Raw genomic sequence first — 15067 nt, 5'->3', positions numbered from 1 at the left:
TCGCTTTCGCCAATCGCCGATGTTGCAAGACGTACGCCGTCGGCAAAGCTACCAATCTCCCCCCTTGCGGGGGAGATGTCCGGCAGGACAGAGGGGGGTGTCCAGGCTCAACCTTGGCAGCCCATTCAGCGCCCATGACCGACTACAAAACCCTCATTGACGCCGAGACCTGGGCTTTCATCGAGCGGACCAACTCCTATTATCCGCCCGATACGATCGACTACACCATCGCCGAGCAGCGCGAGATCTATAACCGGATGTGCCGCGAGTTCTTTGCCGGCTATCCCCAAGGCGTCACGGCGGAAACCACCGCCATTGCCACGCCATGGCATCGGGTTCCAATTCGCATCTACCGCGCCCCGGCGCCGGAAACGGCGGCGATGGTGCTTTATTTCCATGGCGGCGGTTTTATGCTCGGCGGGCTCGACAGCCATGACGACCTCTGCGCCGAGCTTTGCAGCCGCACTGGCTACGAAGTGGTTTCGGTCGACTACCGGCTGGCGCCGGAACACCTTCATCCGGCCGCCTTCGACGATGCCATCTGCGCCTTCGAATGGGCGTCGACCACTTACGAACGGCCTATCCTGCTGTGCGGCGACAGTGCCGGCGGTAATCTCACCGCGTCCGTCAGCCACGCGACGCGCGGCCATGCGCGCAAGCCGATCGGCCAGATGCTGGTCTATCCCGGCCTTGGCGGCGACAGCTCCACAGGCTCCTACGTCACCCACGCGGAAGCGCCGATGCTTAACGTGCGCGACCTCGTTTTCTACAAGGACATCAGGACCGGTGGCGAGGACCGGACCGGCGATCTCACCTTGTCGCCGCTCGCCGACGCCGACTTTGCCAATCTGCCACCTACCGTCGTGATCACCGCCGAATGCGACCCGCTGTCGTCGGACGGCGAAGCCTATCGCGACTGCATCGTTGCTGCAGGCGGGCGGGCCTGGTGGTTCGAGGAGCCGGGACTGGTGCATGGCTATTTGCGCGCCAGACACACTGTCGGCCGCGCCCGCTCGAGCTTTACCCGGATTGTCGATGCGGTAGCGGTTTTGGGAAGGGGCGAGTGGATCTGGTGAGGGATGCCTTCCCGACCAGAACGGGCCTTTGTCGGCCGGTACAGCTCTATTTGCGGCGGCGTCGCCGGCCGGAAACCTGCTTCAGCCAAGGTCCTAAATGAAAGCCGCTCATCAGCAGGTACATCGGGACCATGCCGCCCAGCGGTGACACCTCTTGCCCGGTCGAGCACATCATATCCGGCGCGCCGCCGAGAAGCGTCAGCAGCGCCATGGTTGCGAAGGTCGGCGCGGCCGCAAAGGACAGCCAATCGGCTACGCCATGGCCGGCCGGGCTCGGATCGCCGGCGGATCCGCCTGCATGAATCTCGCTCATGTCCGTCGTCCCTGGTAGTGAGCGGGATGCGGTCGAATTGAACCGTGCATCCCGCTCCTCCGTTTGTCCTAGCCGTATTTCCGCGACGCTAAAGACGTTCTATTCAGTGCGGTTCCGGAACGCCGCCTCTCCGGCGTCCGACACCTCGACCCACTTTTTGTCGGGAACGGCTTCGGCGCCGTAATTGTCGTGCCAGTTCCACCACTTGTACGTCGGCGTCTGCGGATAGCCCTCGGGCGAATCTTCCCAAACCTCCTGCCGGCCGAGCGGCGACAGGTCGAGATAGCTCCATACGGTCCCCATCGCCTCGTCGCCGCGGTTGTTGATGAAGTAGGTGCGGAACACGCGATCATCGTCGCGGATGAACACGTTATGGCCGTGCCACTCGTCAACGCCGAAGTCGGCATCGAAGCTGTCGGTGATGGTGTACCAGGGCATCTTCCAGTCCATCCGCGCCTTCAGCCGCGCAATGTCGGCCTGCGGTGCGCGCGAGGCGTAGGCAAGCGTGGTGTCGCGGGCGTTCAGATGGGCGAGGTTGCCAACCTGGTCCGCCCCCAGCGAGCAGCCGCGGCAAGCGTGATCGGGCCAGCCGAATACGCCGGGCTCGAAGAAGGCGCGGTAGACGATCAGCTGACGGCGGTCCTCGAACAGGTCGAGCAGGCTCACCTTTCCGTCGGGCCCTTCGAACGTATAGGTCTTCTCCACCGCCATCCACGGCATCCGCCGGCGCTCGGCGGCCAAGGCGTCGCGAGCCCGGGTCACGGCCTTCTCCTTCACGAGCAGCTGCTGGCGCGCGGCTTCCCACGCGTCGGGCGAAACGACCGGTGGTGTCTTCATCGCGAGCCGCGTCGTCTGCTCGCCTGTGCCATTCTGATGTGCCGTCATTGTGCATCTCCCTTGCTGGTTTGTCGCCGCATCGGCGCGACGTCTTGCTTGGTCGTGAGATAGGATAGGGGCGATAGCGGATTGGCGAGAGTGACAAGTGTGACGCGATTCCGACGGGTTCGCTGATCACGGCCAATTTCGCCGCCCGCGACGCCCTGCGCTCATTCCCGCCCGGACTGCTGAATGGGCCGAGCGCCGGCCAGATAGCGGTCATTGTCAAACGGTTCGGCCTGGTTGCTATCCGGGCTCCACAGCTGCCGGTGGGTTCGTGTGAGATCGCCGAGGTAGACATGCAGCGCACCTGATCGCGCGCTGCCGGTATTCGCAACCGCATGCACGGTATTTGACGCCATGTGCACCACGGCAGGCGCTGCGATGTCCTGCCTTTCGGGAACATCGAGTTCGCTGCCGGCAACGGGATAGATGAAGTTCGTCTCGCTTCCCTTGTAGATGCCGATCAAGGCATCCATCAGGTGGTTGTGGGGCGGGTACTGCAGGCCGGGCGACAGCGTGATGTGATAGATCGTCAGGTTCGGGCTCGCATGCAGAAGAACCTCGTCGTCTTCTTCTTCGTGAGCGAGTGTTCCCGATGCGTGAAAACGGTTGGTGTAGTCGCCCAGGACCGTCCTTACCGCTTCGAGGGGATCTGGCCCCTTCGCGGCATTGACGATATCGTCGGCAACGGCGTAGAGAGGCGAGTTGGCGGGCAAAGGCATATCAGTTATCCTCCCTGAGATGATCAGATTATCAATCTGAGATGCTCAGGCTAGCGAATGCCGATGCCAGCGTCAACGGGACAGCCAGACGGACAGAATATGAAAACGACGAAGTTGACCGCCGAACCGGCAAGGCCGGCCACGGTCGAGGCGACAGCACTGTCAGCCGCCGACGTCCTTCGCAGGGAACAGGCATATGAGCAGCTGAGGAACGACATCATTGCCTGCGTGCTGCGCCCCGGTGAAGCGCTGACCGAGAAACAGATCGGCGATCGATACCAGATCAAAAAGGCGACCATCCGCGCGGCGTTGGCCCGCCTGATGCAGGAAGGTCTGGTCAGGAGCGAGCCGCGCCGTGGCTACGTCGTTGCGACGCTCAGCCTGCGGGACGTCAACGAGATCTTCGATGTCCGCGGCTTGATCGAGCCGGAAGTGTTCAGGGTGGCAGCATCGAACATGACCGAGCGCGGGCTCGAGGACATCGGGCTGGCAGCGAAAAAGGTGCTGAAACCGGAGACGCTGCGCAGCCACATCGCCTTCCTTGCGGCCGATCGTGCCTTTCGTCTGGCCTTTGCGGAGCTCTCGGGAAATCTACGGCTGGCGCATCTGCTGGACCAGATACTCGACCAGTCGGCGCGGGTTCTCCACCTCGGGTTCAAGTCGCGCGATTTCACCCAGTTGATCATCGCCCAGCAAAAGGAACTGGTTCTTGCCTGCGAAGCAGGCGACGTTTCCGGCATCGTCAAACTTGCCCGTTCGCAGTGCCTGTTTCTCAAAAAGCAGGTGCTCGAGGCTTTGCTTGCCGGCTCCAAGCTTCAGGACGTCAATTTGCAGCCCTTCGCCTAAAGCGCGTTGCGGTCGACTTTGTTTCACCCCACCGCTCGCGCCGCTGCCCGTCCCGCACTGCGGCCGGAAAAGATGCAGCCGCCGAGAAACGTACCTTCGAGCGCTGCATAGCCGTGCATGCCGCCGCCGCCGAAACCGGCGGCTTCGCCCGCCGCGTACAACCCCTCGACCGGTTGGCCGCCGGGGCCCAGCACGCGGCTGTCGAGGTCCGTCTCAAGCCCGCCGAGCGTCTTGCGGGTCAGGATGCTGAGCCTGACGGCGATCAACGGGCCATTGGCGGGGTCGAGCAGCTTGTGCGGCCTTGCGGTGCGGATCAGCCGGTCGCCGAGATAGGCTCGCGCGCCGCGCAGCTCAGTAATCTGCATGTCCTTGGAGAACGGATTGTCGAGCTGCCGGTCGCGGGCGCGGATTTCGCGCTCGACTTGGCGCAATTCGAGCAGCGGCTCGCCGCCGGCCATTGCGTTCATGCGGGCGACCAGCGCCGGCAGTTCGGGCTCGACGATGAAATCCTCGCCCTTCTCCATGAACGCCTTGACCGGCCCGGGCACGCCGCTGGTGGCACGGCCAAGCACCTGGCGCCAGCTCTTCCCCGTCAAATCCGGGTTCTGCTCGGAGCCCGACAGCGCGAACTCCTTCCGGATGATCTTTTTGGTCAGGATGAACCAGGAATGATCGAAGCCGGTGCTCATGATGTGGCTGAGCGTGGCCAACGTGTCGAAGCCGGGATAAAGCGGCACCGGCAGGCGCTTGCCGCGCGCATCGAGCCACAGCGATGACGGGCCGGGCAGGATGCGGATCGCATGATCGGTCCAGATCGGTGCCCAGTTCCTGACGCCCTCGACATAGTGCCACATGCGGTCGCGGTTGATGAGCCTGCCGCCGGCAGCCTCGGCGATCGCCAGCATGCGGCCGTCGACATGGTCGGGAACGCCGGTGATCATGCGTTTCGGCGGCGCACCCAGCCGCTGCGGCCAATTCTCCCGGACCAGCTGGTGATCGGCGCCGATGCCGCCGGAGGCGACGATGACGGCCTGCGCCTTCAGCTCGAAATCGCCGGTGATCTCGCGCGAGCTCTTGCGGCCGCGCTCGGAATCGCTCGCCGCCAATAGGTCGCCGCGCACGCCGTCGACGACGCCGCCCGTCCGGGTCAATTCGTTGACCCGGTGACGGAATTTGAACCGGATCAATCCGCGCTTCTCGGCCTCGCGCACGCGCTGCACGAACGGCTCGAGGACGCCGGGGCCGGTGCCCCAGGTGACATGGAAGCGCGGAACCGAATTGCCGTGGCCGACGGCATTGCCGCCGCCGCGTTCGGCCCAGCCGACTACCGGAAAGAATTTAAGGCCGCGCTGCATGAGCCAGGAGCGCTTCTCGCCGGCGGCGAAGCCGACATAGGCCTCGGCCCAGCGGCGCGGCCAGAGATCTTCCGTGCGATCGAAGGCTGCGGTGCCCAGCCAGTCCTCGAGCGCCAGCTCATACGAATCGCGGATGCGCATACGCCGCTGTTCGGGCGAATCGACGAGGAAGATGCCGCCGAGCGACCAGAATGCCTGACCGCCAAGCGACTGTTCCGGCTCCTGCTCGACGATGATGGTCTTCTTGCCGGCCGCAGTCAGTTCGGCCGCCGCGACAAGGCCGGCAATGCCGGCGCCGACAATGATCACATCCGCGTCGTCGGGCATCTATTTGACCATGATCTCGTCCAAAAACCGGTCCCCCACTTTTTGGGATCATGGCCGGCCTAGACTGCCTCCCAGCCTTCCTTCTCGCCGGCGCGGAAGATGGCATCGATGATCTTCTGGTTGAGCACCGATTCTTCCAGGGTGAAGACGCGATCCTTGCCGCCCTGCGCCGCCCGTGCGAAGGCCTCGACCTCGAGCCGGTACTGTTGCGTGCCGGGAAAGCGGAACACCTGCGCCCCGCTGTGGTTCTGGTTGTGCAGCTCGACGCGGTGATGGTCGTAGAGCCCGGCGTTGAACGGCGAGAACACCTCGATGAAGCCCTTCTCGCCGTGGAAGACCATCACCTGGCGTGCCGCCATCTGCGTCGACAGGTAGAAGGACAGCTCGAAATCGCCGAAATCGGCACGGATCGAGGAATAGATGTCGGTGCCGAATGTCTTGTCGCGCTCGATCGTCGCCTGGACGCGCAGCGGCTCCTTGCCTGTCGAAAAGCGCGTCGACACCGTCGGGTAGACACCGATGTCGGGCAGCGCGCCGCCGCCGAGATCGAGCTTGTTGCGCATGTTGTTGGGGTCGACATTGTAATAGGAGAACGCGCCCTGGACATGGCGCAGCCGGCCGATGGCGCCGTTGGCGATCAGCTCGCGCACCTTGATCCATTGCGGATGATAGACGACCATGAAGGCTTCGCAGACCAGCACCTTCCTGGCATCGCGCAGCTTGATCAGCGGCGGAATGTCCCTGGCATCGAGCGCCAGTGGCTTTTCGACCAGAACATGCTTGCCGGCCTCGATCGCCTTGGCCGTCCATTCGACATGCTGCGAGGTCGGCAGCGGAATGTAGACGCCGTCGATGTCGCTGGAGGCGAGCAGTTCCTCATAGGAGCCGAAAGCGTGGCGCGCACCGAAGCGTTCGCCCAGCGCCCGGGCTTTCGACAGATCACGGCTGGCAATCGCCGACAGCACGCCGTTCTCCGCCTCGCCGATTGCCGGCAAAAGCTGCTCGCGGCCGATCTTGGCCGTCGACAAAACACCCCATCGGAACATCAGATTTCTCCTCTCGATTGCAGGCCTGGAGGTTTGCCCTAATTCAGGAGAAAAGCCAATGCGGGAGCGTGGCGGCGAACAGGGCGATCGTCTGCGGCTTGTCGGATGTCGGCGCTGCCCTCGCGGAACCTGAGTTCCGCAAAGACTATCCCCTTCTACCCGTCAGCGTCATGTCGAAGTCGACGACGTTGGAATAGATCGGCGTGCCGACATCCATGCCGTAGCGTGACCGCAGCACCTTGCCGGTGACGTGGAATTTTATCGTGCCCGCCTTGAGGCCGCCAAGCTCGGCCGTGAACTTTTCCTGAAACGTCTTGCCGCGCGCCGTCAGCCGGCCGGTGACAAGGGCCGACGTGTCGCCGGTGCGTTTGACGCTGGTCGAACGGAACTGGATCTCCGGATTGTTGGCTGCGTCGAAAACCGCGTCCGAGCGAAGAAAGGCGTCGATGCGACTTTGGCCGGTACCGACGCTTTCGGGGAAGATGGTGAAATTGACCTGGGACCGGCCGACATCGCTGTTGTCGATGAGGATACTGCCCTTGAAGCGGGAGAAAGCACCGTCGAGCCCGCCGCCGCCGAGCTTGCCGATCGAGAAGTGGATGCTGGAACTCCCCGGGCTGATGGTGTAGCTGCCGGCCGCGTCGCCGAGGGCAACGGCGGCGAAAACAGGCATGGCAAAACAAGCGGCGGCGGCCGCAAATCCGAAGATGCGCGCGTACATGGAAATGGTCCTCTTGGTAGGCAACGCTTTCTTGCGTCCTCGCCCCATCAACGAATGAGCCGTCCGCTCTATTCCGTGTCGCGATCTGACGAAGCCGTGATCATGCGCGTCAGCACGGTATCCCTCAGCCAGAAATGGTGGCGCAGCGCTGCGGCGAGATGCAAAGCGACAAGTCCGATGCCGGCATAGGCGAGATACCAGTGCGTCGCTGCCCAGAAGCTTTCTGCCGTGTCCGATTCGCCAAGCGGCAGATTGGGCATGACGAACAGATTGAACGGCACGCTCGGGATCTCCAGCACCGAGACCGAGACCAGCGCCCAGCCGGACAGCGGCAGAGCGAGCTGAAACGCATAAAGCGCGAGATGGACCAGCGGCGCCATCCGGCGCTCGAACGGCCCGACCGAGCGCGGCAGCGGCGGGGCCGGTCTGCCTAGGCGCCAGGCGATGCGCAGGATGACCAGCCCAAGCAGCAGAAAGCCGAAGGATTTATGCAGCTGGATCAGCTCGAAGGCGGTGCGCTGGCTGGACAGCCGCACCATGACGAAGCCGAGCACGAACTGGCCGATAAAGAGCGCCGCGATCAGCCAGTGAAGGATGATCGCCGTCCAGCCGTAGCCGGCCGTTTGGTTTTTGGGCAGTGTAGACATGGTCGGTGAACGAATGCCAGGTCTGGTTTCTTCCAGGCCAGAAAGGCGGTTCCACTTGTGTTTGGAGACGAATAATTGCCGGCGCCGGCGCCGCAACGGCCGTGAGATGAGCATTCAGCCTGAAGAGATTGCCCGCCGCTGTTCCGACGGTGCCCCTATGTACTCACCCCGAAGAAATCGACAAAGGCCCTGAGTGCCGGCCGCATCTGGCGGCGGCTGGGGTAATAGACGAAGAAGCCGTCGAAGGGCGGGCACCAGTCCTCCAGCACGCGAACGAGCTTCCCGGTGGCGAGCGCGTCGCGGACATAGTCCTCGAACACGAAGGCGAGCCCGGCGCCGTCAACCGCGGCGTTGGCAATCAGATGGTCCTCGTCGAGGATCAGCGGCCCTTGCACCGCTATCTCGATCTCTTCGCCGTTTTTCTCGAATTCCCAGCGGTAGAGAATGCCGCTGGAGAAGCGGAAACGGATGCAGCGGTGGCCGGCAAGGTCGTGCGGATGGATCGGCCTGGGCCTGGTCTCGAAATAGGATGGCGCGCCGACCACGGCGCCGCGGAGATTCGGCCCGATACGCACCGCGATCATGTCGCGCTGCAGGCTCTCGCCCAGCCGCACGCCGGCGTCGAAGCCGCCTTCGACGACATTGGTGAAGCGGTCCTCGATGACGATCTCCAGCACGATGTCCGGATAGGCCGCGGCAAAGGCGCCGGGTCGAGGCGTCAGCGTCAGATGGGCCGCGGTGCGCGGCACGTTGAGCCTCAGATTGCCGGCCGGCCGGTCGCGCGCCTCGATCGCCGATTCCAGCGCCAGGTCGATCTCCGACAGCGCCGGCCTGAGACGCTCGAGCAGCTGCGCGCCTTCCTCGGTCGGGGCGACGCTGCGCGTGCTGCGCGCCAGAAGACGGACGCCGAGGCGGGCTTCGAGGCTGGAAACGGCATGGCTGACCGCGGATGGCGCGATTGCCAGCTCCTTGGCGGCACCGCGAAAACTGCCGCATTGGGCGACAGTTGCCAGCACAGCGAGCTGTGAAAGATGGGTTCGCTTCATTGATCTATTTCTTGGAACAGCCCGTGCAGATGAGAGCCGATTATCGAACGCAGCGCAAGAGGCTATCTCTGCGGCATCACAACCATCACAACCATCACAACAAGGAGACAGGTGATGCAAACCCGCAAGCTTGGCAATGAACTCGACGTCTACCCGGTCGGCCTCGGCTGCATGGGGATGAGCTTTGCCTATGGCGGCCAGCCGGAGGCAGACGCGATCGCCACGCTGCGCCACGCCGTCGAGATCGGCGTCAATTTCTTCGACACGGCCGAAGTCTATGGCCCCTACGAGAACGAGATCCTGGTCGGCAAGGCGCTGAAGCCGGTGCGTGACAAGGTGACGATCGCAACCAAATTCGGCTTCAAGATCCTCGAAGAAGGCAGCGGCATGGAGCGCATGGCCGGCGTCGACAGCCGCCCCGAACATGTCAAGGCGGTTGCCGAAGCGTCGCTGAAGCGGCTGGATACCGAAGTGATCGACCTCTACTACCAGCACCGCGTCGACCCCAACGTGCCGATCGAGGATACGGTCGGCGCCATGGCCGAGCTGGTGCGCGAGGGCAAGGTGCGGGCGCTCGGCCTGTCGGAGGCGAGTGCGGCGACCATCCGCCGGGCGCATGCGGTGCATCCGATCGCCGCCGTGCAGAGCGAATATTCGCTGTGGACCCGCGATCCGGAAGAAGAAGTGTTTGCCGTCTGCCGCGAGCTCGGCATCGGCTTTGTCCCCTATAGCCCGCTTGGCCGCGGTCTGCTGACCGGCACAATCGCCAAGCCCGATGTTCTCGGCGCCGACGACTGGCGCCGCGGGTTGCCGCGCTTCCAGGCCGACGCCATGGCGGCCAATGCGGCGGTCGTCGCCGTGCTGGAAAAGATGGCCGCCGAGAAGGGCGTGACGCCGGCGCAGCTGGCGCTCGCCTGGGTGCTGCATCAGGGCGACTTCATTGTGCCGATCCCTGGTGCGCGAAAAATCCGCCATCTGGAGCAGAATACGGCGGCAGCCGATATCGTGCTGAGCCAGGCCGAAGTGGCATCTATTGGCGACGCCCTGTCGCCGGAGAAGGTGGTCGGCAAGCGCTACACCGAAGAGCTGTTGGCGTTGGTCAACGGGTGAACGGCACAGTAGTCGAAACGGGGCGTTTCGGCACCCTTTTTGACTAGACCTCGACGCGAGGCACCCCCCTCTGTCCTGCCGGACATCTCCCCCTCAAGGGGGGAGATTGGCAGTTCCAGCGCGCTGCCCGCCCTTCCGGCGCCGGTGATTAGCGAAAGCAGAGGCGACATCCGATCTCCCCCCTTGAGGGGGAGATGCCCGGCAGGGCAGAGGGGGGTGCCTCGCGCCGACATTCTACCAGGGCACGACACTGATCTCCGGCCAGTTCTCCCTTGCGCGAGCGCCCTTCGTCTCGTGCGTCTGCCGATTGTCCAGTGCCCGGTTCGGGGTAATGCGAAACGAGAAGATGTCGTCGAGCCCGAACGGCGCCACGAGCGCGAGTTGCCCATCTGTGCCGAATCTAACGCCGACCGCATGGGTTTTCGACGCGAAATAGAAAAGCGCCTCGGCGGACGACGACAGCCTGGGATAGGAACCGCCAAAGCGCGCCTCAAACCACAGATGCACCCGCGCCTGATTGCGCACCTCGACCGGCAGCTTCAGCCCTTCGAAATGCTCCGCCGCACGGCGGATGACTGTGTCCTCGGCTTCATATGACAGATCGCTCTCATCGAAATAAAACAGGTCGACATCCCGGATGCCGTACCCCGACGGGTTTCCGGTCAGATAATTCCAGACGCTGTTGTAGAGCGCGCCGGACACGACCAGCCACTCGGGTAGGCCTAGCTCCCGTGCCCGCTTCAGCGTCTCGCCGACCAGCGGATCGGTTGAGACGATATCGAGAAAGGCTGCACGCTGTTCCTCAAAGGGCAGCCCCGAATAGCGCAAATGGTTCATCGCCCTTTGGAGGGCGATTCGCCATGTGTCCGCAAGCTCAGCCGCGCAGCACACCGCCGGTCTGCTTGCCGACATTCTCGACGATGCGCTTGGCCAGCGCCTCGAAATCCTCGTCGGTCAGCGTCTTTTCGACCGGCTGGATCGACACCTCGATGGCGATCGATTTCTTCGCCGCCCCAAGTGCGGCACCTTCGAAGACGTCGAACACCGAGACGCCGGAAATCAGCTTTCGGTCGGCGGCAAGGGCGGCGCGAACGAGTGTGCCGGCTTCGACCGCCTTGTCGACGACGAAGGCGAAGTCGCGCTTGACCGCCTGGAAGGCGGACAGATCCAGTCTCGGCTTTGTCCGAGTCGGCTTGGCCTTCGGCTCGGGCACCGCATCGATGAATACTTCGAAGCCGCAGAGCGGGCCGGAGACGTCCAGCCCTTCCAGCGTCTTCGGGTGGAATTCGCCGAAGGTGCCGAGCACGACCTTCGGCCCAAGCTTGATCGTGCCGGAGCGGCCGGGATGATACCAGGCCGGGCCGCCGGCCTCGATCTGCAGCCGCTCGACGGGCGCGCCGCAGGCTTCGAGTGCGGCGATCGCATCGGCCTTGGCATCGAACACGCCGACGGCGCCGGCGTTGCCGGCCCAATGGCGGCCGAAGCCCTCGAGCTTGGCGGTGCCGCGCCGCACGCCGGCGGCAACACGTCGCTGCTGGTCGGCGCCGTCGCCCTCGTAAGTGCCCGACACTTCGAACAGCGCGACATCACCGATGCCCTTGTCGGCATTGCGTTGCGCTGCCGCGATCAGCCCCGGCAGCAGCGACGGCCGCATGTCCGACATGTCGGCGGCGATCGGGTTGGCAAGCTTCAGCGCCTGCTGGCCGCCGCCGAACAATTCGGCGTGTTTTGCCGGAATGAACGACCAGGTGACGGCCTCCATCATGCCGCGCACGGCAAGTGCCCGCTTGGCGGCACGGGTGCGGATCTGCAGCACGGTCAGGATCTTGGCGTTGACCGCGTCGTGGCTGCCGAGCGGCTGCGGCGCGATATTGTCGACGCCGTGGATGCGCATGACCTCCTCGACCAGGTCGGCCTTGCCGTCGACATCCGGCCGCCAGGACGGGACTGCCACATTGACGACATCGCCGGCGCCCTCCGGCTTGAAGCCGAGGCGGGCTAGAATGTCGAGGCTCGTCGAGTGCGGCACTTCGATACCGGTCAGCCGCTTCACTTCCGACAATGGGAACGAGACGATCTTCGGCCGATGGCCGGTATAGCCGACGACTTCGGTTTGCGTCGGCGTGCCACCGCAGAAATCGAGCACCAGCTTCGTCGCCAGCTCCAGGCCGGGAACCATCATTTCCGGGTCGACGCCGCGCTCGAACCGATAGCGTGCATCGGTGATGATGCCGAGCGTGCGGCCGGTCCGGGCGGTGGCGATCGGGTCCCAAAGCGCCGACTCGATCAGCACGTCGGTGGTGTTCTCGTCGCAGCCGGAATGCTCGCCGCCCATAATACCGGCGATCGATTCGATGCCGTCCTGGTCGGCGATCACGCACATCTCCGGCGTCAGCGTGTATTCGCGGCCGTCGAGCGCCAGCACCTTTTCGCCGTCTCGCGCCCGGCGCACGGTGAGATTGCCGGTGACCTTCGCAGCGTCAAAAACATGCAGCGGCCGGCCGCGGTCGAAGGTGACGTAATTGGTGATGTCGACGAGCGCGCTGATCGGCCTCAAGCCGATGGCGAGAAGCCGTTGCTGCAGCCATTTCGGCGACGGGCCGTTCTTGACGCCGCGCACCAGGCGCAGCGCAAAGCCGGGACAGAGCTCCGGCGCTTCGATCGTCACCTTTATCGGCGTCTCGCCCTTGCCGGAGATCGGCTCTATCGGCGCGCTCTTCAGCGTGCCGAGCCCGCTCGCCGCCAGATCGCGGGCGATGCCATGGACACTGGTGGCATCCGGCCGGTTCGGCGTAAGATTGATCTCGATCAGCGGGTCGTCGAGATGGGCATAGGCGGCGAAACTGGTGCCGACCGGCGCATCGGCCGGCAGGTCGATGATGCCGTCATGCTCTTCGGACAGCTCGAGCTCGCGCTCGGAGCACATCATGCCGTGGCTTTCAACGCCGCGGATCTTGCCGACGGTCAGCGTCACGTCGATGCCGGGAATATAGGTGCCCGGTGCTGCAAAGGCGCCGATCAGGCCGGCGCGGGCGTTCGGCGCTCCACACACAACCTGCACAGGCGGCTTGCCGTCGCCTGTGTCGACGGTCAGCACGCGCAGCCGGTCGGCGTCGGGATGCTGGACCGCCGTCAGCACCTTGGCGATGACGAAGGGGGCCAGGCTCGCCCGGTCGTCGACATGCTCGACCTCGAGGCCGATCGAGGTGAGACGCTCGACGATTTCCGCCAGCGAGGCGTCGGTCTCGAGATGATCCTTGAGCCAGGAGAGGGTAAGTTTCATGACTGTGTTCCGTCTGGTCTGGGCACGCTGCACTTGAAGCTATGCGGCCGCGCGTCGGACATGTGCAGGAAGGCGAGCTGCCCGCGGATTTGCTGCGGCCAGCTCGTCACGCGCTCAAGCCCCCGAACAGCGTCGGCATGTCGAGCGGCCTAAATCCGTAATGCGACAGCCAGCGCACATCCGCGTCGAAGAAGGCGCGCAGATCCGGCATGCCGTATTTCAGCATGGCAATGCGGTCGATGCCCATGCCCCAGGCAAAGCCCTGGTATTCGTCGGGATCGAGGCCGCCGTAACGGAGCACATTGGGGTGGACCATGCCGCAGCCGAGGATCTCCATCCAGTCCGAGCCCTCGCCGAAGCGCACCTCGCCGGGCCGCGAACGGTCGCACTGGATGTCGACCTCGAGGCTGGGCTCCGTGAACGGGAAGAAGGACGGCCGGAAGCGCATCTTGACGCTCGGCACCTCGAAGAAGGCCTTGCAGAACTCCTCCAGCACCCACTTCATGTTGGCGACATTAGCCGATTTGTCGATCACCAACCCCTCGACCTGATGGAACATCGGTGAGTGGGTGGCATCGGAATCCTGCCGGTAGGTCTTGCCAGGAATAACGATGCGGATCGGCGGCTTCTGCATCTCCATGGTGCGGATCTGCACCGGCGAGGTGTGGGTGCGCAAAAGCTTGCGTTCGCCCTGCGCGTCCGGCTGGAAGAAGAAGGTATCGTGCATCTCGCGCGCCGGGTGGCCTTCCGGGAAGTTCAGCGAGGTGAAATTGTAATAGTCGGTCTCGATGTCGGGACCTTCGGCAATGGCAAAGCCGAGATCGCCGAAAATCGCCGCGATCTCGTCGATAACCTGGCTGATCGGATGGATGCGGCCGCGCTCGGCCGGCGATTGCCTGACCGGCAAGCTGACGTCGACCTTCTCGGCGGCAAGCCGTGCCGTGATCGCCACATCTTTCAGCTCGGCACGGCGCGCCGAAAGCGCCTCGGTAACGCGGTTCTTGAGGCCGTTGATTGCCGGGCCTTTGACCTGGCGCTCCTCGGCGCTCATCGAGCCGAGTGTCTTCAGCATCTCGGAAACCGAGCCCTTCTTGCCAAGGGCCGAGACACGCACCGCCTCGATCGCCTGCTCGTCGGCGGCCGAGGCGATCTCGGCCATCAGGGAATTTTCGAGAGTTTCCATGTCACTCATGTTCCAGATCCGATTGGAAGCAAAGAAAAACCCGCGCCAGCCCTGCCAGCGCGGGTTTCCCAAATCAAGTGTCGAATAGCTTGGGAAGCGCTGGTCTTAAGCGACAGCGCTTTCAAAAGCATTCGGCGTGGTATTCTTGAGATATTCGAGCGCGACCTTGGCCTTGGCCACGAGTGCGGCGAATGCCTGCGGCTCGTGGATGGCCATATCCGACAGGATCTTGCGATCGATCTCGATGCCGGCCTTGTTGAGACCGTCGATGAAACGGCCATAGGTCAGGCCATGCTCATGCGTCGCCGCATTGATGCGCTGGATCCACAGCGCGCGGAACGAACGCTTGCGGTTCTTGCGGTCGCGATAGGCGTACTGCAGCGACTTTTCCACCGCCTGCTTGGCGATGCGGATGGTGTTCTTGCGACGGCCGTAAAAACCCTTGGCGGCTTTCAGGACCTTCTTGTGCTTGGCGTGCGAGGTGACGCCTCTCTTTACGCGTGCCATGTCATG

The 15067-nt window shown here is 64.0% G+C and carries 15 protein-coding genes; 3 read left to right on the top strand and 12 right to left on the bottom strand.

Translation table 11 applies throughout. From position 1 onward, the window contains the following. Positions 1–134: 134 nt before the first annotated feature. Positions 135–1076 (top strand): alpha/beta hydrolase, encoded by a 942-nt coding sequence (locus NKH21_RS03445; RefSeq protein ID WP_352863043.1) that lies wholly within the window; start codon positions 135–137, stop codon positions 1074–1076. Positions 1077–1122: 46 nt separating this feature from the next. Here the strand turns inward: NKH21_RS03445 and NKH21_RS03440 are convergent, their stop codons facing one another. The 3 genes from NKH21_RS03440 to NKH21_RS03430 all read right to left on the bottom strand — a co-directional run bounded on the left by NKH21_RS03440 (position 1123) and on the right by NKH21_RS03430 (position 2990). After that, a complete protein-coding gene (locus NKH21_RS03440) occupies positions 1123–1389 on the bottom strand; it encodes a hypothetical protein (RefSeq protein WP_352863041.1) in 267 nt (88 codons plus the stop codon). A 99-nt stretch (positions 1390–1488) separates the two neighbouring features. Continuing rightward, positions 1489–2274: a DUF899 domain-containing protein gene (locus NKH21_RS03435; protein ID WP_352863039.1), complete on the bottom strand. Its 786-nt coding sequence runs from the start codon at positions 2272–2274 to the stop codon at positions 1489–1491. 161 nt (positions 2275–2435) lie between these two features. Further along, positions 2436–2990 carry an autotransporter gene (locus NKH21_RS03430; protein ID WP_352863037.1) on the bottom strand — a complete coding sequence of 185 codons (555 nt, stop codon included), beginning with the start codon at positions 2988–2990 and terminating at the stop codon, positions 2436–2438. A gap of 99 nt (positions 2991–3089) precedes the next feature. Here NKH21_RS03430 and NKH21_RS03425 point away from each other — a divergent pair, with 99 nt between their 5' ends. Further along, on the top strand, positions 3090–3836 hold the full coding sequence (locus NKH21_RS03425; RefSeq protein ID WP_352863035.1) for a GntR family transcriptional regulator: 747 nt from the start codon (positions 3090–3092) through the stop codon (positions 3834–3836). A gap of 23 nt (positions 3837–3859) precedes the next feature. Here NKH21_RS03425 and NKH21_RS03420 read toward each other — a convergent pair whose 3' ends face one another. From NKH21_RS03420 to NKH21_RS03400, 5 genes are all read right to left on the bottom strand, one after another. Beyond that, positions 3860–5518: an FAD-binding dehydrogenase gene (locus NKH21_RS03420; RefSeq protein ID WP_352863033.1), complete on the bottom strand. Its 1659-nt coding sequence runs from the start codon at positions 5516–5518 to the stop codon at positions 3860–3862. 59 nt (positions 5519–5577) lie between these two features. After that, the gene (locus NKH21_RS03415; RefSeq protein WP_352863032.1) at positions 5578–6564 is read right to left on the bottom strand and encodes a Gfo/Idh/MocA family protein; all 987 of its coding nucleotides are present in this window, start codon (positions 6562–6564) and stop codon (positions 5578–5580) included. A gap of 145 nt (positions 6565–6709) precedes the next feature. Further along, the gene (locus NKH21_RS03410) at positions 6710–7285 is read right to left on the bottom strand and encodes a YceI family protein (RefSeq protein ID WP_352863031.1); all 576 of its coding nucleotides are present in this window, start codon (positions 7283–7285) and stop codon (positions 6710–6712) included. A gap of 68 nt (positions 7286–7353) precedes the next feature. Beyond that, entirely contained in the window at positions 7354–7932 is a 579-nt protein-coding gene (locus NKH21_RS03405) for a cytochrome b (protein WP_352863030.1), read from the bottom strand. 155 nt (positions 7933–8087) lie between these two features. Continuing rightward, on the bottom strand, positions 8088–8978 hold the full coding sequence (locus tag NKH21_RS03400) for a LysR family transcriptional regulator (RefSeq protein WP_352863029.1): 891 nt from the start codon (positions 8976–8978) through the stop codon (positions 8088–8090). 114 nt (positions 8979–9092) lie between these two features. Here NKH21_RS03400 and NKH21_RS03395 point away from each other — a divergent pair, with 114 nt between their 5' ends. Then, positions 9093–10088 (top strand): aldo/keto reductase, encoded by a 996-nt coding sequence (locus NKH21_RS03395; protein WP_352863028.1) that lies wholly within the window; start codon positions 9093–9095, stop codon positions 10086–10088. Between the two features lie 234 nt (positions 10089–10322). Here NKH21_RS03395 and NKH21_RS03390 read toward each other — a convergent pair whose 3' ends face one another. The 4 genes from NKH21_RS03390 to rplT form a co-directional block, all read right to left on the bottom strand. After that, positions 10323–10925 carry a nucleotidyltransferase family protein gene (locus NKH21_RS03390; protein WP_352663436.1) on the bottom strand — a complete coding sequence of 201 codons (603 nt, stop codon included), beginning with the start codon at positions 10923–10925 and terminating at the stop codon, positions 10323–10325. Between the two features lie 37 nt (positions 10926–10962). Next, the gene (gene pheT, locus NKH21_RS03385; protein ID WP_352863027.1) at positions 10963–13371 is read right to left on the bottom strand and encodes a phenylalanine--tRNA ligase subunit beta; all 2409 of its coding nucleotides are present in this window, start codon (positions 13369–13371) and stop codon (positions 10963–10965) included. A 106-nt stretch (positions 13372–13477) separates the two neighbouring features. Continuing rightward, entirely contained in the window at positions 13478–14563 is a 1086-nt protein-coding gene (pheS, locus tag NKH21_RS03380) for a phenylalanine--tRNA ligase subunit alpha (RefSeq protein ID WP_352663440.1), read from the bottom strand. 96 nt (positions 14564–14659) lie between these two features. Next, on the bottom strand, positions 14660–15061 hold the full coding sequence (gene rplT / locus NKH21_RS03375) for a 50S ribosomal protein L20 (protein ID WP_006201247.1): 402 nt from the start codon (positions 15059–15061) through the stop codon (positions 14660–14662). Positions 15062–15067: the final 6 nt, after the last annotated feature.

The organism is Mesorhizobium sp. M1329 (genome assembly GCF_040318035.1).
Taxonomy (GTDB): domain Bacteria; phylum Pseudomonadota; class Alphaproteobacteria; order Rhizobiales; family Rhizobiaceae; genus Mesorhizobium.
This window is presented reverse-complemented; position numbering and strand designations above follow the sequence as displayed.

Bases quoted from the DNA above. Each gene is read 5' to 3' on its own strand.
- NKH21_RS03445 (WP_352863043.1), top strand. From the start codon at position 135: ATGACCGACTACAAAACCCTCATTGACGCCGAGACCTGGGCTTTCATC.
- NKH21_RS03440 (WP_352863041.1), bottom strand. From the start codon at position 1,389: ATGAGCGAGATTCATGCAGGCGGATCCGCCGGCGATCCGAGCCCGGCC.
- NKH21_RS03435 (WP_352863039.1), bottom strand. From the start codon at position 2,274: ATGACGGCACATCAGAATGGCACAGGCGAGCAGACGACGCGGCTCGCG.
- NKH21_RS03430 (WP_352863037.1), bottom strand. From the start codon at position 2,990: ATGCCTTTGCCCGCCAACTCGCCTCTCTACGCCGTTGCCGACGATATC.
- NKH21_RS03425 (WP_352863035.1), top strand. From the start codon at position 3,090: ATGAAAACGACGAAGTTGACCGCCGAACCGGCAAGGCCGGCCACGGTC.
- NKH21_RS03420 (WP_352863033.1), bottom strand. From the start codon at position 5,518: ATGCCCGACGACGCGGATGTGATCATTGTCGGCGCCGGCATTGCCGGC.
- NKH21_RS03415 (WP_352863032.1), bottom strand. From the start codon at position 6,564: ATGTTCCGATGGGGTGTTTTGTCGACGGCCAAGATCGGCCGCGAGCAG.
- NKH21_RS03410 (WP_352863031.1), bottom strand. From the start codon at position 7,285: ATGTACGCGCGCATCTTCGGATTTGCGGCCGCCGCCGCTTGTTTTGCC.
- NKH21_RS03405 (WP_352863030.1), bottom strand. From the start codon at position 7,932: ATGTCTACACTGCCCAAAAACCAAACGGCCGGCTACGGCTGGACGGCG.
- NKH21_RS03400 (WP_352863029.1), bottom strand. From the start codon at position 8,978: ATGAAGCGAACCCATCTTTCACAGCTCGCTGTGCTGGCAACTGTCGCC.
- NKH21_RS03395 (WP_352863028.1), top strand. From the start codon at position 9,093: ATGCAAACCCGCAAGCTTGGCAATGAACTCGACGTCTACCCGGTCGGC.
- NKH21_RS03390 (WP_352663436.1), bottom strand. From the start codon at position 10,925: ATGAACCATTTGCGCTATTCGGGGCTGCCCTTTGAGGAACAGCGTGCA.
- pheT (WP_352863027.1), bottom strand. From the start codon at position 13,371: ATGAAACTTACCCTCTCCTGGCTCAAGGATCATCTCGAGACCGACGCC.
- pheS (WP_352663440.1), bottom strand. From the start codon at position 14,563: ATGAGTGACATGGAAACTCTCGAAAATTCCCTGATGGCCGAGATCGCC.
- rplT (WP_006201247.1), bottom strand. From the start codon at position 15,061: ATGGCACGCGTAAAGAGAGGCGTCACCTCGCACGCCAAGCACAAGAAG.